Origin of the sequence: Gluconacetobacter johannae (assembly GCF_014174305.1) — a bacterium.
Lineage (GTDB): Bacteria > Pseudomonadota > Alphaproteobacteria > Acetobacterales > Acetobacteraceae > Gluconacetobacter > Gluconacetobacter johannae.
Genome location: NZ_JABEQH010000001.1, coordinates 75493 through 91666 on the forward strand (window position 1 = coordinate 75493; position 16174 = coordinate 91666).

The following is a 16174-nucleotide window of genomic DNA, read 5'->3' on the forward strand; positions in this document are numbered from 1 at the left end:
GGACTCCTTTTCCGGGGGTGCCATTTCGGCCCGAGGGATGTCCTACGGCACATCCATCAGAGGGTTTCATGGTCCCACCCGATTGGCGCGTGGATGGACTTCACGTCCCCGTGAGGCACCCCCATCATGGGCCGTATCCTCACGAGACGTCCATTCCGGCGGTCGCGTCACCCGCCGGACAACTGCCAAATCTAATGACGGGTCGGTTTACCGTCAAGCGAACTCCCCCCAAACTGCCTTAAAACTAAGCAATCTTTGCCATGAGCGTCTGGAAATCCTCCGGTGGCGGGGTCTCGAACAGCATCGACTCACCGGTGCCGGGATGGACGAAACCCAGTCGCGCGGCATGCAGGGCCTGGCGCGGAAAATCCAGCGCGGCACGGCGCGCGTCGTCGGGCAGGCCGCGCGCGGCAGCCGGAATCCGCCGCAGATAGACCGGGTCGCCGATCAGCGGATGTCCGTCCGTCGAGAAATGCACGCGGATCTGGTGCGTGCGCCCGGTGGCCAGGCGGCATTCGACATAGCTGACCGCGCCATGGAACGTACGCAGCGTCCGGTAATGCGTCAGCGCATGCTTGCCCCCGCCGTGATGCACGACCGCCATGCGCTTGCGGTCGCGCCGGTCGCGGCCGATCGCGCCCGCGAACTCCCCCGTGGCCGGCGCAAGGATACCCCATGACAGGGCCAGGTAGGTGCGGTCGATATCGCGCGCGGCAAAGGCCGCCGACAGGGCGGTGTGGGCGCGTTCGGTCTTGGCCGCCACCATGACGCCCGACGTGTCCTTGTCCAGCCGGTGGACGATTCCGGGCCGGCGTTCGCCGCCGATGCCCGTCAGGCTGTCGCCGCAGTGCGCCAGCAGGGCGTTGACCAGGGTCCCGTCCTCGTTGCCGGGGGCGGGATGGACCACCAGCCCCGCCGGCTTGTCCAGCACGATCAGGTCCGAATCCTCGTACAGGATGGCGAACGGAATCGCCTGCGCCGCCGGGGTGGCGGGGATTGCGGGCGGTTGCCTTATCTCATAACACATGCCCGCCCGCACCGGCTCGGACGGTTCGCGCAGGGGGACGCCCGCGCGCGACACGTGGCCGCTTTCCATCAGCGCCTTGACGCGCGAGCGCGACAGCGTGCCGATGGCGTCGGCCAGGAAACGGTCGGTGCGCTGGCCGGCATGCTCGGTGCCGGCAGTCAGGAAAACGGGCTGCGTATCGTCGGTCATGCGCGGCTCTTAACGGAAAAAGACGTCGGTCGGAAACGGAAAGCAGTCATGAACGGACAGGGATCGAAGGCGCTTCTGGCGGCCGTCATCTTCATGGGGGTGTTGCTGGCGGCCGGTTCGCTGGTTCTGGTGGGCGTGCTGGTGCACCGGATCTCGCACCCCAGGCCAGGCGTCGCGCCGGCGGGCGCGAACCCGGCGGCGGCCGTGCTGGCCGCCCCGCCATCGGGCGACTACGGAAGCCTCGTCCTGGACGAACCGGCGGGCACCCGTATTGCCGGCATGACGCGGCAGGCCGACACGCTGCTGGCGATTTCCCTGTCGGGTGGCGGGGCCGACCGCATCGTCCTGTGGGACCTGCCGCATGGCCGCATTGTCGGGCGGGTGCGCCTGACCCCTTGAAAATGCGCCCTGAAACCGATCGGCAAAAAATATCGGTCCGGGGTTATTTTCCTATGTCGGGATGGGTTGCGTCCCGCCGCATGATGACCTAGAAGCTGCCTCGTCCACGTCCCGTTCGTCTAGAGGCCTAGGACACCGCCCTTTCACGGCGGTAACACGGGTTCGAATCCCGTACGGGACGCCACGCACCACAGGTGCCTGGCTAGATTGGCCAAGTCATTGTGGTCCTCGCGATGTAGCACATGTGTATGCGACATGCGGGACCTACTGACCCCTCTCCTTCTGTGGCGCGCAGACGCCCTCATCGAGAGATCACCTTGCCATTTCCTGTGTCAGCCACCCAAGCCGTTCAAGGCTGACGACGTCCTCGGGCGATATCCAGCCGAGGCCCTGCATGTCGGAGACCATCCAGCCCAGCGCTTCATGATCCCAACTGCGGCTTTTGAACACCATCGCATCGGGAAGCGACGCGTCGGGCATAATGGCCCGCGTTGCCGCGAAGGGCAGAGCCAGACCGCCTTTTGCAAGGGGGGCCGCCAATTGCCGGGCGATATCGTCGGCATTGGCGGGATCGACGCACAGGGCGATGGCGTCGTGCAGCGCTGCCAGAAGAGTCCGGGACAGGTCCGCGGCTTCGATATGGGCCTGATCGTTGAGGACCAGGACTTTCTCGACATGACCGGGACAAATGGCGGCCGATCCGGCCACGACGAAGCCGAGGCCTTGCCGGGCCGCGTCCTCGCCCCACGGAGGTCCGGCGCAGAATCCGTCAATGCTGCCGGCGGACAGGGCGTCGATGATGCGGTCGGGCGGCATGATCTTCAACTGGACGTCGTCCTGCACAGAGATGCCGATGGACGAAAGAAATCGCGTGAGGATGAGCAGATGGGTGGAGTAGGCGTGGACCACCGCCAGCCGTGGCGTGCGGCCGATGTCGGCCTTCCAGTTCCGGAATGACCGGTGGCCGGCCCGGCCGGCGGTCCAGTCATGGCCGGGTCGTGCGGGACCACGCAACACGATCATATTGCCGCCAAAGCTCACGGCCTGCACCGGCCGCAAGCCGGTTTTTCTCCCGCGGCGTCCCAGTGCCGTCATCATGGCGAGGGGCGGAAAGATCAAGGCCGAATCAAGACCGTTCCAGACGAGGCCGTCCGCGATATTGGCCCAGGACGGGGACACGGCGATGTCCACGGACAGGCCGTGCCGCTCGAACAGGCCCGCGTTCCGCGCGACGACGATCGGGGCGCTGTCTGCCAGTCTGAGGACGCCGATGCGAAGGGGATGGCTCATCGGGTGTCGTCTTTCCTGTGTCTGCTCAGATATTCGGCGGCGATATCGGGGATTCTGCGTGCGGTCTCCATGGCCCGTTTCCGGAACCAGCGGTACGCTTCGCCTTCACCGCAGCCCTCGTTCTGCATGAACAGCCGTTTCGCCTGGTCGATGGTCTGGCGATCCGAGATCGTCTTGCGGGCGGCCTGAAGTTCGTTCTGGGTCTGCTGGAAACGCGCATACAGCGCGATGGCGGCGCGCAGAAGCGGTTTCACGTCACGAGGGGGTGTATCCACGACGTTGTAGGAACAGATGCCGGCCTCGAAGGCGGCTTCCATAAGCTGTTGGTCGTCCTCGTCGACGAACAGGGCGACCGGGTGTTCGAGGCCCGCGCCGGACAGGGCGCGGACGCTGTCCAGCGCGTCGCGGTCGGCGCGGGACATATCCACCAGCACGATGTCCGGCGTATGGTGGCGGACGGCGTCCATCAGGGGCATGCCCGGATCGGCGGCAATCACGACGAGGGAACTGTCCGCCCGCAGCGTGTCCGACAGCGCGCCCGCCCGGCTGGGGTTTTCATCGGCAAGGAGGACCCTGATCGCGGGGACCGGACCGGGGGTATTGGCACGGCTGGGTCCCGCCATCAGTAGATATCGCGCAGATAGCGCCCCGCGCGGGTCAGCGCCGTCACATAGTCGTCCGCCGCGGCGGCGGGCATGTCGCCGTGACGGGTCACGATGCGGCGCAGGGCGGCGTCCACGTCACGGGCCATGCGCGCGGCGTCACCACAGACATAAAGCGTGGCGCCGTCGCGCAGCCAGTTCCACAGTTCCGCGCCGGCTTCTTCCATCCTGTCCTGCACGTAAATGCGGTTCGGCTGATCGCGGGAAAACGCCGTGTCCAGGCGCGTGAGGCAGCCGGACGTGCGAAAGGCTTCCAGTTCCTCACGATAATAGAACCCCTCTTGCGCGTGGCGCTCGCCGAAAAAGAGCCAGCTGCGGCCCGTGGCGCCGCTGGCCGCGCGTTCCTGCAGAAAGGCCCGGAAAGGTGCGATCCCGGTACCGGGGCCGATCATGATGATGGGGGTGGTGCTGTCTTCCGGCAAATGGAAGTGCGAGGTGGGCTGAAGAAAGAGCGGGACGGGACTGCCGTCTTCCAGCCCGGCCAGCCAGCTCGAGCACACGCCGGGCCAGGGCGCGCGATTGACGCCCACGGTCAGTTCCACGATTCCGGCATGGTGGCGGGGCGACGAGGCGATGGAATAGAGCCGGGGCTGCAACCGGCGGAACAGGCCGGGAACCTCCTCCGCCGCGACGCCGAGGCGGACACCCGCCAGGAGGTCGGGCAGAAAGCCGCCTTCGTGCCTGTCCAGACGACTCAGCAGGGCGGGCAGCGGGCGCGAGAGATCGAGATGACGCCGCAGGGCGTCGCCCAGCGAGACCGCACCATGCCCGCGCAGGGACAGTGTGACATCCGGACCGAGTTGCAGGGCTTCGAGCACCCGTGCGACCGTCGCATCGTCATTGCAGGGCCAGATACCCAGCGCATCTCCCGCGCGCCAGGTGAGGCCCGTGCCCGACAGGTCGAACCCGATCCGCCGGGTGTCCTTGTCCGCGCCGGCCGCGCAAAGAGGCCTGTTGAGGCACAGGCGGGCGATGGCCGGGGCATCCCGTGTGATGCCTGCCGGTTTCGCGGCGGCCGGTCGGGCCGGGGACGCTTCCCTGCTGCCCAGTACGCCCAGAAGGCGGTGACGCCAGGCGTCCACCGTGTCCTCATGGTCGGGCTCGCACTCCGTTCGTTCCAGCAAAGGGGTGGCGCCGAGTTCCGTCAGGCGGGCGTCCAGCGCGCGGCCGAAGCCGCAGAAGCTGGCATAGGAGGAATCACCCAGCGCGAGCACGGCGTAAGCACAATCCGCAAGAGGGGTGGCGCGGCTGCGAAGGGCGTCCCAGAACGGCGTTGCACAGTCGGGCGGATCGCCGTCCCCAAAGGTGGACACCACGAAAACAGCCGTGCCCGTCCAGCCTTCGCCGCCGTTGCAACTGTCCAGGCACGCGCATTCGACCGTATGGCCCGCTTCCCGCAGCCAGACGGCGATGTCTCCGGCCAGTTCCTCCGCGCGGCCGGTCTGCGAGGCCCACCAGAGTTTCATCACCGGCCCGGCCGGAGGGCTTTCCGTGGCGGTGCTTTCCATGGCGGGTTCGGAAGGACGCTCACGGGAATAGAGGCCGGCGAGCAGGCCGTTGAGCCGGGCGCGCTGAGGGCCGGACAGAGGCGCGGCAGGCGGGACCACCGGGACGTCGCCAGCGGGCGGGGACAGGCGCAGCCCTTCGAGAAAGCCTTCAAGCCAGGATCGGGCATCGGCCGAGAGGACCATGGGCTGCGGCTCCGCGAGACCGAGGCGCGTGGCAAGATGCTTCGACTTCATGTCAGGCATTTCCCCTTCTGTCTCCGGCTTTCCGTCGGGTGTCGCCGTTTCGCCGACGCGTTCCAGGGAGACGGCGCAGAGCTTGAATCCCGGCTGGAGCGAGACCGGGTCGATGTCATCGGATGTCAGCGCGTTGACGGCAAGGCGTTCGCCGAAGCGGTCGTTCCAGTGAAAAGGCGCGAAACAGGTGCCCGGCAAAACCCTGTCGGACAGGGTGGCCGGAAGCACGGCCTCGCCGCGACGGGAGACGAGGCGGACCTTGTCGCCCTCTCCGATCCGCAGGCGCGCGGCGTCATCGGGCGCGATTTCGACGAACGGAGCGGGATTGAGGCGGTTGAGGCCGGCGACGCGGCCGGTCTTGGTCAGGGTGTGCCACTGGTGCTGCAGGCGGCCGCTGTTGAGGACGAACGGATGGGTTTCATCCGGCCATTCATGCGGACGCATCCAGGGTCTGGCGAAGAAGTTCGCCCTGCCGGTCCTGGTCGGGAAGACCGGCAGGCGTCCCGGCTGCGGAAGATAGCGGACAGGATGGCGGGCGGCGGTATCGCCGGGCGCGCAGGGCCATTGCACCGGTCCCTCACGCAGGCGGGCGTGGCTGATGCCGGAAATATCGTAACCCGTCACGGGGTTGGTGAAGCGACGGGCTTCCTCGAAGACATCCGCCGCGGAAGAAAAGGAAAAGGCGTCCTCGAACCCCATGGCCCGGCCGACGCGGGCGATGATGTCCCAGTCGGCGAGGGCTTCGCCGGGCGGCGAAAGGACCTGGCGGGCCAGGGTCAGGGTCCGGTCGGAATTGACCTGTACCCCGTCCGCCTCCGCCCAGAGCGCGCCGGGCAGGAGGATATCGGCCTTTGCGCCGGTTTCGGTGTCGGCATAGGCATCCTGGACGATGACCAGTTCGGCGGCATCCAGTCCGGCCACGACGTTTGTCCGGTTGGCGACGGTCGCGACGGGGTTGGTGCAGATGATCCAGCAGGCGCGGATTTCACCCCGGCGCATGGCGTCGAACATCGCGATGGCGCCCGCGCCGCCGGCTTCGCGCAGGGTTCCCGGCGCCAGGCCCCATTGCGTCTCGGTAAAGGCACGGTCGGCGGCGACCATGGCCGAACGCTGCCCGGGCAGGCCCGGACCCATATAGCCCATCTCCCGCCCGCCCATGGCGTTGGGCTGGCCGGTCAGCGAGAACGGGCCGCTTCCGGGCCGGCAGATCGCACCGGTGGCCAGGTGGAGGTTGCACAGCGCATTCGTGTTCCAGGTTCCGGCGACGCTCTGGTTCAGCCCCATGGTCCACAGGCTCATCCATTCGCCGGCTTCGGAGATCCATCGCGCGGCGGTGAGGATGTCGTCCGCGTTCAGGCCGGTGATGTCGGCGACGCGCCGGGGGGTATAATCGGCCAGGAAGGGCTGCATCTCCTCCCAGCCGGACGTTGCCTGTTCGATGAAGGACCGGTCGATGGCGCCGTTGCGGACTAGCAGGTGCAGAAGGCCGTTCAGCAGGGCCAGATCGGTGCCGGGCCGGATCTGGAGGAAAAGATCGGCCTTGTCGGCGGTGGCGGTGCGGCGGGGATCGACCACGATGAGCCTGGCGCCCGCCCTTTTCCGGTCCAGCAGCCGAAGGAAAAGGATGGGGTGGCAATCGGCCATATTGGCGCCGATGACGAAGAACAGGTTCGTGCAGTCGAAATCCTCATAGCTGCCGGGCGGGGCGTCCGCGCCCAGCGACAGCTTGTAGCCGGTGCCGGCGGCGGCCATGCAGAGGCGCGAGTTGGATTCGATATGCTGCGTGCGGATGTACCCCTTGGCCAGCTTGTTGGCGAGATACTGCGCTTCCAGCGACATCTGGCCCGAGACATAGAACGCGATCGAATCCGGACCATGTGCGTTTAGAAGCGCGCGCAGGCGCTTGGCGATGTCCCCGATGGCGCGTTCGACGGGGGCCGGCGCGGGAGCGGCGCCGCGCTGCGCCCGGACGAACGCCCCGCTCAGGCGGTCCGGCGAGGCGATCGGCCTGTCGCAGGAACTGCCTTTGGTGCAGAGACGGCCGCCATTCGCCGGATGCGCGGTATCGCCCCGGACACGGGCAATGCGTCCGTTCGCCACCTCCATCACGATGCCGCATCCGACACCGCAATAGGGACAGACCGTACGGATGTCCTCCCGCGCCATGGACGGGCTTTACGCCGAAACCAGCTCGGGCACCGGCTCGCGCGCCCGGATTTCGACCTTGCCGTCCTTCAGCCGGGCATCCCATGTCCGCAGGCGCCTGGCCGGATTTTCCAGGCAGACCCCATCCGTCAGGCGGAAATGCTGCTTGTAGAGCGGCGAGGCGACCACGACCTCTCCCCTCAGATCCCCCATGATGCCGCGCCCGATGACGTTGGCGTTGGAGAACGGGTCATGGTTGTCGACGGCATAGACATGTTCCGGCGTTCCGGCGGAGGCCGGCAGGTAGAACAGCGCGATCTGGGCGCCGTCGTGCCAGGCGACCACGCCCGATTTTTCAACCAGGTCGGACAGGTCGCACAGCACGGTCCAGTCCTGCGGGCCGACGGGAGGCGGCGCCTCGGGCAGGTTGTCGGCGGGTTTGACCTGATCGCGCTCGGGGACAGTGCGGACGTTCGGATCCGGACGTCCGTCATTGACGAAGGTCCGGAAGCGTTTGAGCTTGTCCTTGTCGGTCAGCGCGTCACGCCACTCGCAGTGGTAGAGATCGACGACATCCTGCATCTGCCGTTCGAGTTCCGCGCAGATGCCAAGGCTGTCGTCGATGATGACGTCCTTCAGATAATCGAGGCCGCCTTCGAGGTTTTCCCGCCAGACCGATGTGCGCTGAAGCCGGTCCGCCGTGCGGATGTAGAACATCAGGAAGCGATCTATATATTTCAGGAGCGTTTCGGAGTCGATGTCGGTGGCGAACAGTTCCGCGTGCCGGGGGCGCATGCCGCCATTGCCGCAGACATAGAGGTTCCAACCATTTTCCGTGGCGATGACGCCGACATCCTTGCTCTGCGCTTCCGCGCATTCGCGTGTGCAGCCCGAGACGGCGAATTTGAGCTTGTGCGGAGAACGCAGTCCCTTGTAGCGGTTTTCCAGATCCAGCGCCTTGCCGACGCTGTCCTGCACGCCGTAGCGGCACCATGTGCTGCCGACGCAGGATTTTACGGTTCTTGTCGATTTTCCATAGGCATGTCCGGTCTCGAAGCCCGCGTCGAGCAGTTCGGTCCAGATGTCGGGAAGCTGATGAAGCTGCGCCCCGAACAGATCGATGCGCTGGCCGCCGGTGATCTTGGTGTAGAGATCGTATTTCTTCGCGACCTGGCCGAGAACGATCAGCTTGTCCGGTGTGATCTCGCCGCCCGCGATGCGGGGGACGACCGAGTAGGTGCCGTTCTTCTGCATATTGGCCATGAACGTATCGTTCGTGTCCTGGAGCGGAATATAGGCTGGATCGGTGATCGGCTTGTTCCATGCCGATGCGAGGATCGAACCCACGGCGGGCTTGCAGATGTCGCAGCCGAGGCCGCCATTGCCGTGGCGTTCCATCAGCTCTTCAAAGGTCTTGAGCCCGTGCACGCGGACCAGCGAATAAAGTTCCTGGCGCGTGTAGGAAAAATGTTCGCAGAGACTGCGATCGACCGTAATGCCGCGCGCCTCCAGTTCGCCTTCAAAGACGCCTTTCAGCAGGCCCGAGCAGCCGCCGCAGCCGGTGCCGGCCTTGGTAAGCTGCTTCAATGACCCGAGATCACCGCAGCCGTCGTCGATCGCGCGGCAGATCGCGCCCTTGGTCACGTTGTGGCACGAACACACGGTCGCGGTATCGGGAAGGGAGTCCGCCCCCAGCAGTTCGGCGCCCTCGCCACGGGGCAGGATGAGCACCGCGGGGTCGGCCGGCGGCCGGATGGCGTTCTGCACATATTGCACGATGGTGTCGTAATAGGAATTATCGCCGACGAGCACGGCGCCGATCACCGAGGCGCCGTCGGCGGACAGGATGAGCCGCCGGTAGGACCCTTCCGCTTCGCCGATGAAGCGGTAGCTGCTGGAGCCGGCGGTTGCACCGTGGGCATCGCCAATGGAACCGACATCGACCCCCAGCAGCTTGAGCCGGGTGGACATGTCGGCCCCGGTGAATGCGGCGTCCTCGCCGGCCAGGACGGCCGCGGCTGTCCGGGCCATGGTGTATCCGGGGGCGACCAGGCCGAACACGCGGTCGTTCCAGGCCGCACATTCTCCGATCGCGAAGATATGCGGGTCGGATGTGCGGCACTGGTCGTCGATGGCGATGCCGCCGCGTGCGCCAACGGCGAGGCCGCAGTCGCGCGCCAGACGGTCGTGAGGCCGGATGCCGGCCGAAAACACCACCAGATCGGTCTCAAGCGTCGTGCCGTCCGCGAAGACGAGACGATGGCGGTGCGTCTCGCCGGCGACGATTTCCTGCGTCGCATGGGCGGTACGCACGTCGATGCCGAGTTCCTCGATACGGCGGCGCAGGGCGCGGCCGCCTTCGTCATCGAGCTGGACCGGCATGAGGCGCGGCGCGAATTCGATGACGCTGACCTTCAGCCCCAGAACCCGAAGGGCGTTGGCGGCCTCGAGCCCGAGCAGGCCGCCCCCGATGACGACCCCGTGCGACGCGCCGTCGGCGGCGGCACGGATCAGGTCAAGATCGTCAAGCGTCCGGTAGACAAGACCGGCCGTGCCCGTATTGCCCGGCACGGGCGGGACGAAGGGTGTGGAGCCGGTCGCAATAATCAGGGCGTCGTATGGGAATGTTCCGTCGTCACTCTCTACAGTCCGTGCGTCCCTGTTGATTTTCGTGACGCGCGCGCCCAGATGCAGGGTCATCCCGTGTGCGGAATGGAAATCCTCGTCATGCAGGCGCAGGGCCAGCGCATCCTGGGCGGTCATGTACTCCGTGAGGTGCACGCGGTCGTACGCATGATGCAGCTCATCGCCGAAGACGTGGATCCGATGGGTCTCATGCAGCCCCTGCGTCACCAGTTGCTCGGCGCAGTAATGGCCGACCATGCCGTTGCCGACGACGATGATATTTTTCGTGCTGGTCATGATGTGCATGTCCCTTCCGGCCCGGTTCAGAATTTGAATTCCATGGTCTGCATATAGAAGACGCCGCCGCGCGCCCCTGCGCGGCGCATGCCCTGCGACGCGGCGAACCCTGCGATGTCGTGGGTCCATGTCCAGTGCGGCGCGAAGGTCCACGCTAGCTGCGTTTGCGGAATGGCGCCGATGTATCCGCCCGAAAGGCCGTTCCGCCACGTATATGTCTTGCCTGTTCCGTATACGGCATCCTGCGTGCTCTGCCGCCAGAAAAATGGAACATGCAGTTTCAGGTGCAGGTTCGCGGACGGGGATGCCTCGATGACCGGCCCCACGCCAACCAGGTTCTGGGACGTCAGCGACAGCGTGACATCGTTATAATACGGCAGGGGAAAACAGGGCGTCGCAAATGTCCCGACCGCGCCGTCCCTGCTTTGGTAGGAACCGCCCGAGAACATGTCGGCCTGCAGGCCGATGGACGGCTTTCCCGCCAGACGAGACGCGTTCCAGGCGACGACGCCGTTGACGGCATAGGCCCTGACCGCGCGCGTGGGGCCGGCGTTTTTCGCGGGGCGGAATTCGCCGCCCTGAAAGACGCCGGTCAGGCTGACGTTGAACGGGCCGGCGGTGCCCCAGATGCGGGACCCGACATTGTCGCGCCGTGTCGATCCGGCCTCGACGCCTCCCGTGCCTGTCGTGGGGAGTGCGGCGGGAGCGCCATTGAAAAGATAGCCTATGAAGAACAGGTCGGCGAAAACCTGGCTTTTCCGTCCCATGAACGTGAAGGATGGAAGCGCCGTCGAGCTGTAGGCGCCATACATGCGGGCGTTGTAGGTCGTGCCGTCGGCGAAGACCTCTTTCGGCAGCTTGTTGGTCTGCATGAAATCGAACAGGTCGAGACGGAACGACCTCCAGACCGCATAACCGCGAAAGCCATCCCAGGTCTGCTGGGCGTTCGTCAGATCGCGGGCCGACTGCATGGAAACCGGCGCATCCAGGAAGACCTGGCGGCCACCGATCGCGCCCATCGTGGCGCCGAGCAGGCGGCCCTTGATTTCGAGAATGCCCTGCTGCAGGTCCAGGCGCTCGCGCTGCGCGCCGGTCTGGTAGCCGTAGTAGTTCGCACCGCCGGCATTGCCATACAGAAACTCGGCATAAGCCCTGACATGCGCGCCGATATGCAGGTCGGCGCCATACTGGTTACGCATCAGCAGGCGGCTGGCGTCGGTCTTGCCGGCTGTCCCCATCATCGGCTGGTTTTCAAAGATGTAGCGCAGGCGCTCCTCGCCGTTGATGGAGAGCCAGACATCGCCCTTGTCGGACAGGCGGATATATTTGAGGCGGTTGAACCAGTCCTGCCGGCGGCGCGCAGCCGGCAGGGCGGCGATGTCGCTCCAGTCCTCGGTCCAGCGGGCCTGGGCGAAGCCGTTGGCCATGCCAAATCCGGACGCCGCGCCCTTGCCGGCGTTGAACACGCCCCAATCGGCGGCGTGAGGATTTTTCGCCGGGCTTGCGGACGAAGCCGGCTGTCGCGGGGCCTGATGTGCCGGCGCCGCGGCGCAGGCGATCGGGGCCAGAAGCGCGCCGGCCAGGACACTGCCGGAGAAGGCGGCATGGCGTGCACTGCGTGATGAGGCGAGTTTCGCCAGAGATGGAGAACGGACGCATGTCATGCGGGATAACCTTCGGAAAACGGCAGCAGGGATCGGGTCGGAATGCATCGGGTGATGCGCTCAGACGGCGGCTGGCGTTTGTCCGGCGGTTTGCGGTGTGGTTTCGGCAGGCGCCCAGCGCCGGCGGCAGACCAGCACCCACCCCAGGGCGACGAAGGCCATCAGCGCGAAGGCGAGGAAGCCCGGCCCGTACGAGCGTGTGGCCTGCCGGGCCGCGCCCAGCGAGGCGGCCAGGTAGAAGCCGCCCACCCCGCCGCTCATGCCCACCAGCCCGGTCAGGATGCCGACCTGTCGGGGGAAGCGTGTCGGGACAAGCTGGAAGACCGCGCCGTTACCCAGTCCAAGCACCACCATGCCCAGGAAGAATGCCGGAAAGGCGAGCCAGAGTGAGGGGAGCCCGACGCCGATCAGCGCGAAGACCAGGCCGGCCAGCGCATAGAGCACCGTAAGCGCGCGCGCTCCACCGATCCGGTCGGCCAACGCGCCGCCCAGCGGACGGACGAACGAGCCCACGAAGACCACAAGGGCCGTGCAGGCGCCGGCAACGGTGGGGGCAAGATGGTACTGGTCATTGAAATAGATGGTCAGAAACGACGCCAGGCCGACAAACCCGCCGAATGTGACGCCATAGAAGAACATCAGGGCCCAGCAGTCCGGCGAGCGGAGTACCGGGAGCCAGGACGCGAACCCGGCGCCTGCCGGGCGGCTGGCGGGCTCGCGCGCCAGGAACAGGAAGGCGATGAGCACGCCGGCAAGCGGAAGGGTCGCGAGGCCGAGGACATTGAGCCAGCCGAACAGGACGGCAAGGCCCGGCGCGAAAAGGGACGCCAGGGCCGTTCCGGAGTTGCCGGCGCCCGCGATCCCGAGGGCCGTGCCCTGATAGCGCGGCGGATACCACGCGGAAGCCAGGGGCAGGGCGATGGCGAAGGATGCGCCCGCCACGCCAAGCACCAGCGCCACCCCGAACATGGCCGCATAGGAATGCGGCGCGAGGAGCCATGTCAGGGCGAGACCCGCCATGACGAGGATCTGCGCCCCGATCGCCACGCGCCGAGGCCCGAACCGATCGACAAAAGCGCCGGCGACCACGCGGAAGGCCGCACCCGCCAGCACGGGTGTCGCGACGAGAAGGCCTTTCTGGCCGGCATCGAGATGCAGGTCGCGGGCAATGGAAATGCCGAGCGGGCCGAGCAGCACCCAGACCATGAAAGACACGTCGAAATAGAGGAAGGCGGCCAGCAGCGTCGGCGCATGGCCGGCTTTCAGAAAACCCTTGTCCACAGTACGATCCCTAATGACGCACGACACGAATGGTGCGTCATTGCCCCTTGGGGCCGATGGATCGCCATTGATCCACCCAGTGTCATCCTGCCTTTTTCAAGGCTCTTTTCGTTCCGTCGGCGCTGGCGGAAACGTCTTCGCTGTCTTTCCCTTTACAGTCCGGAATAGTCCGATGTCAAAATGGAATGTGCGGCCGGGGGGATGAACTCCACGTTAGCCGTGCCGGGTGGCGGGGGGAGGGAGTTCCGCCTGCCAGCCGCCGCCCAGCGCGCGATAGAGGCGCGCCACGGCGGTGGAGATGTCGGCCGTGGCCTGCACAAGCTGGCTCTGCGTCGCCAGCAGCATGTTCTGCATCGTCAGCACGTTCAGGAAATCGGCCGATCCTTGCGCGTATTGCTGCTGGGCGATGTCCACGGCGATGCGGTTTTCATCCACCGCCTCGCGCAGGCGGTCGCGCTGGCGCTGTGCCGCGGTGAAATCGGCCATGGCGTCGTCGATCTCGTGCCAGGCGTTCAGGACGGTGCGCTGATACCGGATGGCGGCCTCCTTCTGCTGCGCCTTTCGCAGGTGCAACTGGCCGATCAGCCGCCCGCCCTCGAAGATCGGCAGGGTCACGGTCGGGCCGAACCCGTACTGGCGCGACGCCCAACTGCCCAGCCCGCTGAATTGCAGCGCCTGGATATCCAGGCTGCCGCTCAGGGTGACGCGCGGATAGAAATCGGCCACGGCGACGCCGACGCTGGCGGTGGCCAGATGCAGCCGGTCCTCGGCCGCGCGAATGTCGGGCCGCCGCTGCGCCAGGTCCGAGGGCATGCCCACCGGGATCGCCATCGGCACCGGCGGAATGTCGCGCGGCGGACCCAGGCGCGCGGACAATGCCCCCGGCGGCCGCGCGGTCAGGAAGCTCAGCGCGTTGACCAGGTGGATTTCCTGGTCATGCAGGATGGGCAGGCGGGCTTCGAAACTGTGGTACTGGGCGCGGGAATCCGCCACGTCCAGGCGGGTGGACGTGCCTTCGCGAAAGCGCAGTTCCGACAGATGCATGCTGCGGCCCGCGATATCCAGGTTCTGCCGTACGATGGCGGCCTGGGCCTGGATGCTACGCAGTTCGATGTAATCGCGCGCGGTTTCGGCCATCAGCGCGACCAGGACGTCGCGGCGCATGTCCGCGACAGTGTTCATGGCGGCGTCGGCGGCCTCGACCTGGCGGCGGACATGGCCCCACAGATCGACCTCCCACGACGCATTCAGCCCGTATTGCGGCAGGTTGAATCCTGACGCGCCCACCTGCCCCGGCAGGTAGGTCGGGCCGAAGCCCTGCTTGCCGCTGGCGATCTGGCCCGCCCCTTCCTGTTCCATCGTGCCCAGCAGGCCCAGCACGCCGTTGGGGCTGGCGCGTTCGCGGGCGTACGATGCGTTGGCTGCGACCTGCGGAAACTGCGCGGCGCCGGCGATGCGCCGTTCGGCCCGGCTTTCGGCGAAACGGGCGGAGGCGATGCGAAGGTCGAGGTTGGCCGCGACGACCTCCTGTTCCAGCGCGGTCAGGATCGGGTCGCCATACAGCGTCCACCACCGGGGATCGGCCTCGGTATCGACGGTCCGGCTGGACGGCGCGGCGTCATGGCGGCTCCATGTCGCGGGCGCGCCGGCATCGGGCTTGCGGAAGTCCGGGCCGACCGTGCAGGCGCCCAGCAGCAGGGCCGCCCCGGTTGCGACCGGCAGCCGGGGGAAAGACCATCTGTTCATGTCCCGATCCTCAGCGCCACGCATAGCGGTCGTCGGTGGCGTGCGGCCCGTCGGCCTTCGATCCGGTGTCGATCTCGACCTCGACCGACATGCCGACACGGACCTTCGCCGCCAGCGGCTGGCCGGGGTCGAAGACGATCTTGACCGGAATGCGCTGCACCACCTTGGTGAAATTGCCGGTGGCGTTGTCGGGCTGGATCGGGGCGAAGGCGACGCCGCTGGCCGGCGCCAGGCTGTCGACATGGGCGCGCAGCGCCTGCCCGGGGAAGGTATCGACCCATACCCGCGCGCTCTGGCCGGGCTGCACGTGCGTCAACTGGGTTTCCTGGAAATTGGCCAGCACATACGACAATTGCGTCGGCACCACCGCCAGCAGGGCCGTGCCCGGATGCACATAGGCGCCCACGCGCACGCCGCGCTCGCCCACCACGCCTTCGACCGGGGCCGGGATGGTGCAGTAGGACAGGTTCAGTTCGGCCTCGCGCTGCATGCCCTCGGCACGGGTCAGCGCGCCTTGCGCGCGCGTGAGCTGGGCTTTCAGCACCGCGACCTGCTGGACGGCGGCGTCGACGGCGGCCTGGTCGCGCGTGCGGGCGGCGACGGCCTCGCGCGCGTGGGCGTCGGCACCCTGCCGCTGTTCGATCGTCGCGGCGCCGCCGGCCGACAGGTTGCTGTAGCGCCGCTCGTTCTGCCGGGCGAAGGTCAGGGCGGCGTCGTCGGCCAGCACGGTCGCGCGGGCGCTGTCGATCGTGGCGTCCTGGCGGCCCAGTTCGGCCGTCAGGTTGGCGATGTCGCCACGGGCGATCGCGACATTGCCGCGCGCGATGTCCAGCGCCGCGCGGTAATCGTCGTCCTCGATATGGGCCAGTTCCTCGCCACGGCGGACATGTTCGTTGTCCTCGGCCGTCACCCGGTCGATACGGCCGGCGACCTTGGGCGCCACGGCGGTGAAGTCGGCGGTGACATAGGCGTCGTTGGTCGTTTCATGCACGCCGTCGCCCGAGACCAGACGGTCCCCGGTCCAGGCGAGTCCGGCGAGCACGGCGGCGGTTCCGCCGGCGATGAGCAGAGGTTTCCGGTAAGGCATCGGTGCAGAATTCCCCAGGC

10 protein-coding genes and 1 tRNA gene are annotated in these 16174 nt (G+C 67.0%); 2 read left to right on the plus strand and 9 right to left on the minus strand.

Translation table 11 applies throughout. The features are described from left to right. Positions 1-244: 244 nt before the first annotated feature. On the minus strand, positions 245-1216 hold the full coding sequence (locus HLH21_RS00340; RefSeq protein WP_182940239.1) for an RluA family pseudouridine synthase: 972 nt from the start codon (positions 1214-1216) through the stop codon (positions 245-247). A 48-nt stretch (positions 1217-1264) separates the two neighbouring features. Between HLH21_RS00340 and HLH21_RS00345 the strand changes: the two genes are divergently transcribed. Both HLH21_RS00345 and HLH21_RS00350 read left to right on the plus strand, forming a co-directional pair. Then, the gene (locus HLH21_RS00345; protein ID WP_182940240.1) at positions 1265-1615 is read left to right on the plus strand and encodes a hypothetical protein; all 351 of its coding nucleotides are present in this window, start codon (positions 1265-1267) and stop codon (positions 1613-1615) included. 108 nt (positions 1616-1723) lie between these two features. After that, positions 1724-1799, plus strand: a tRNA-Glu gene (locus HLH21_RS00350). 128 nt (positions 1800-1927) lie between these two features. On the opposite strand, the gene HLH21_RS00355 is transcribed toward HLH21_RS00350, so the two are convergent. The 8 genes from HLH21_RS00355 to HLH21_RS00390 all read right to left on the minus strand — a co-directional run bounded on the left by HLH21_RS00355 (position 1928) and on the right by HLH21_RS00390 (position 16154). Further along, positions 1928-2905 carry an ABC transporter substrate-binding protein gene (locus tag HLH21_RS00355; protein ID WP_182940241.1) on the minus strand — a complete coding sequence of 326 codons (978 nt, stop codon included), beginning with the start codon at positions 2903-2905 and terminating at the stop codon, positions 1928-1930. Beyond that, positions 2902-3528 carry an ANTAR domain-containing response regulator gene (locus HLH21_RS00360; protein ID WP_182940242.1) on the minus strand — a complete coding sequence of 209 codons (627 nt, stop codon included), beginning with the start codon at positions 3526-3528 and terminating at the stop codon, positions 2902-2904. The genes HLH21_RS00355 and HLH21_RS00360 overlap by 4 nt, the downstream gene beginning before the upstream one ends. After that, positions 3528-7475: a bifunctional nitrate reductase/sulfite reductase flavoprotein subunit alpha gene (locus tag HLH21_RS00365; protein ID WP_182940243.1), complete on the minus strand. Its 3948-nt coding sequence runs from the start codon at positions 7473-7475 to the stop codon at positions 3528-3530. Before HLH21_RS00365 ends, HLH21_RS00360 begins: the two co-directional genes overlap by 1 nt. Before the next feature lie 9 nt (positions 7476-7484). Beyond that, positions 7485-10376 (minus strand): nitrite reductase large subunit NirB, encoded by a 2892-nt coding sequence (gene nirB, locus HLH21_RS00370; protein ID WP_182940244.1) that lies wholly within the window; start codon positions 10374-10376, stop codon positions 7485-7487. 26 nt (positions 10377-10402) lie between these two features. Then, positions 10403-12040, minus strand: a complete 1638-nt coding sequence (locus HLH21_RS00375) for an alginate export family protein (RefSeq protein ID WP_182940245.1) — start codon at positions 12038-12040, stop codon at positions 10403-10405. A 60-nt stretch (positions 12041-12100) separates the two neighbouring features. Continuing rightward, the gene (locus tag HLH21_RS00380) at positions 12101-13321 is read right to left on the minus strand and encodes a nitrate/nitrite transporter (RefSeq protein WP_182940246.1); all 1221 of its coding nucleotides are present in this window, start codon (positions 13319-13321) and stop codon (positions 12101-12103) included. A 213-nt stretch (positions 13322-13534) separates the two neighbouring features. Beyond that, positions 13535-15067 carry an efflux transporter outer membrane subunit gene (locus HLH21_RS00385; RefSeq protein ID WP_182940247.1) on the minus strand — a complete coding sequence of 511 codons (1533 nt, stop codon included), beginning with the start codon at positions 15065-15067 and terminating at the stop codon, positions 13535-13537. A gap of 10 nt (positions 15068-15077) precedes the next feature. Further along, the gene (locus HLH21_RS00390) at positions 15078-16154 is read right to left on the minus strand and encodes an HlyD family secretion protein (RefSeq protein WP_182940248.1); all 1077 of its coding nucleotides are present in this window, start codon (positions 16152-16154) and stop codon (positions 15078-15080) included. Positions 16155-16174: the final 20 nt, after the last annotated feature.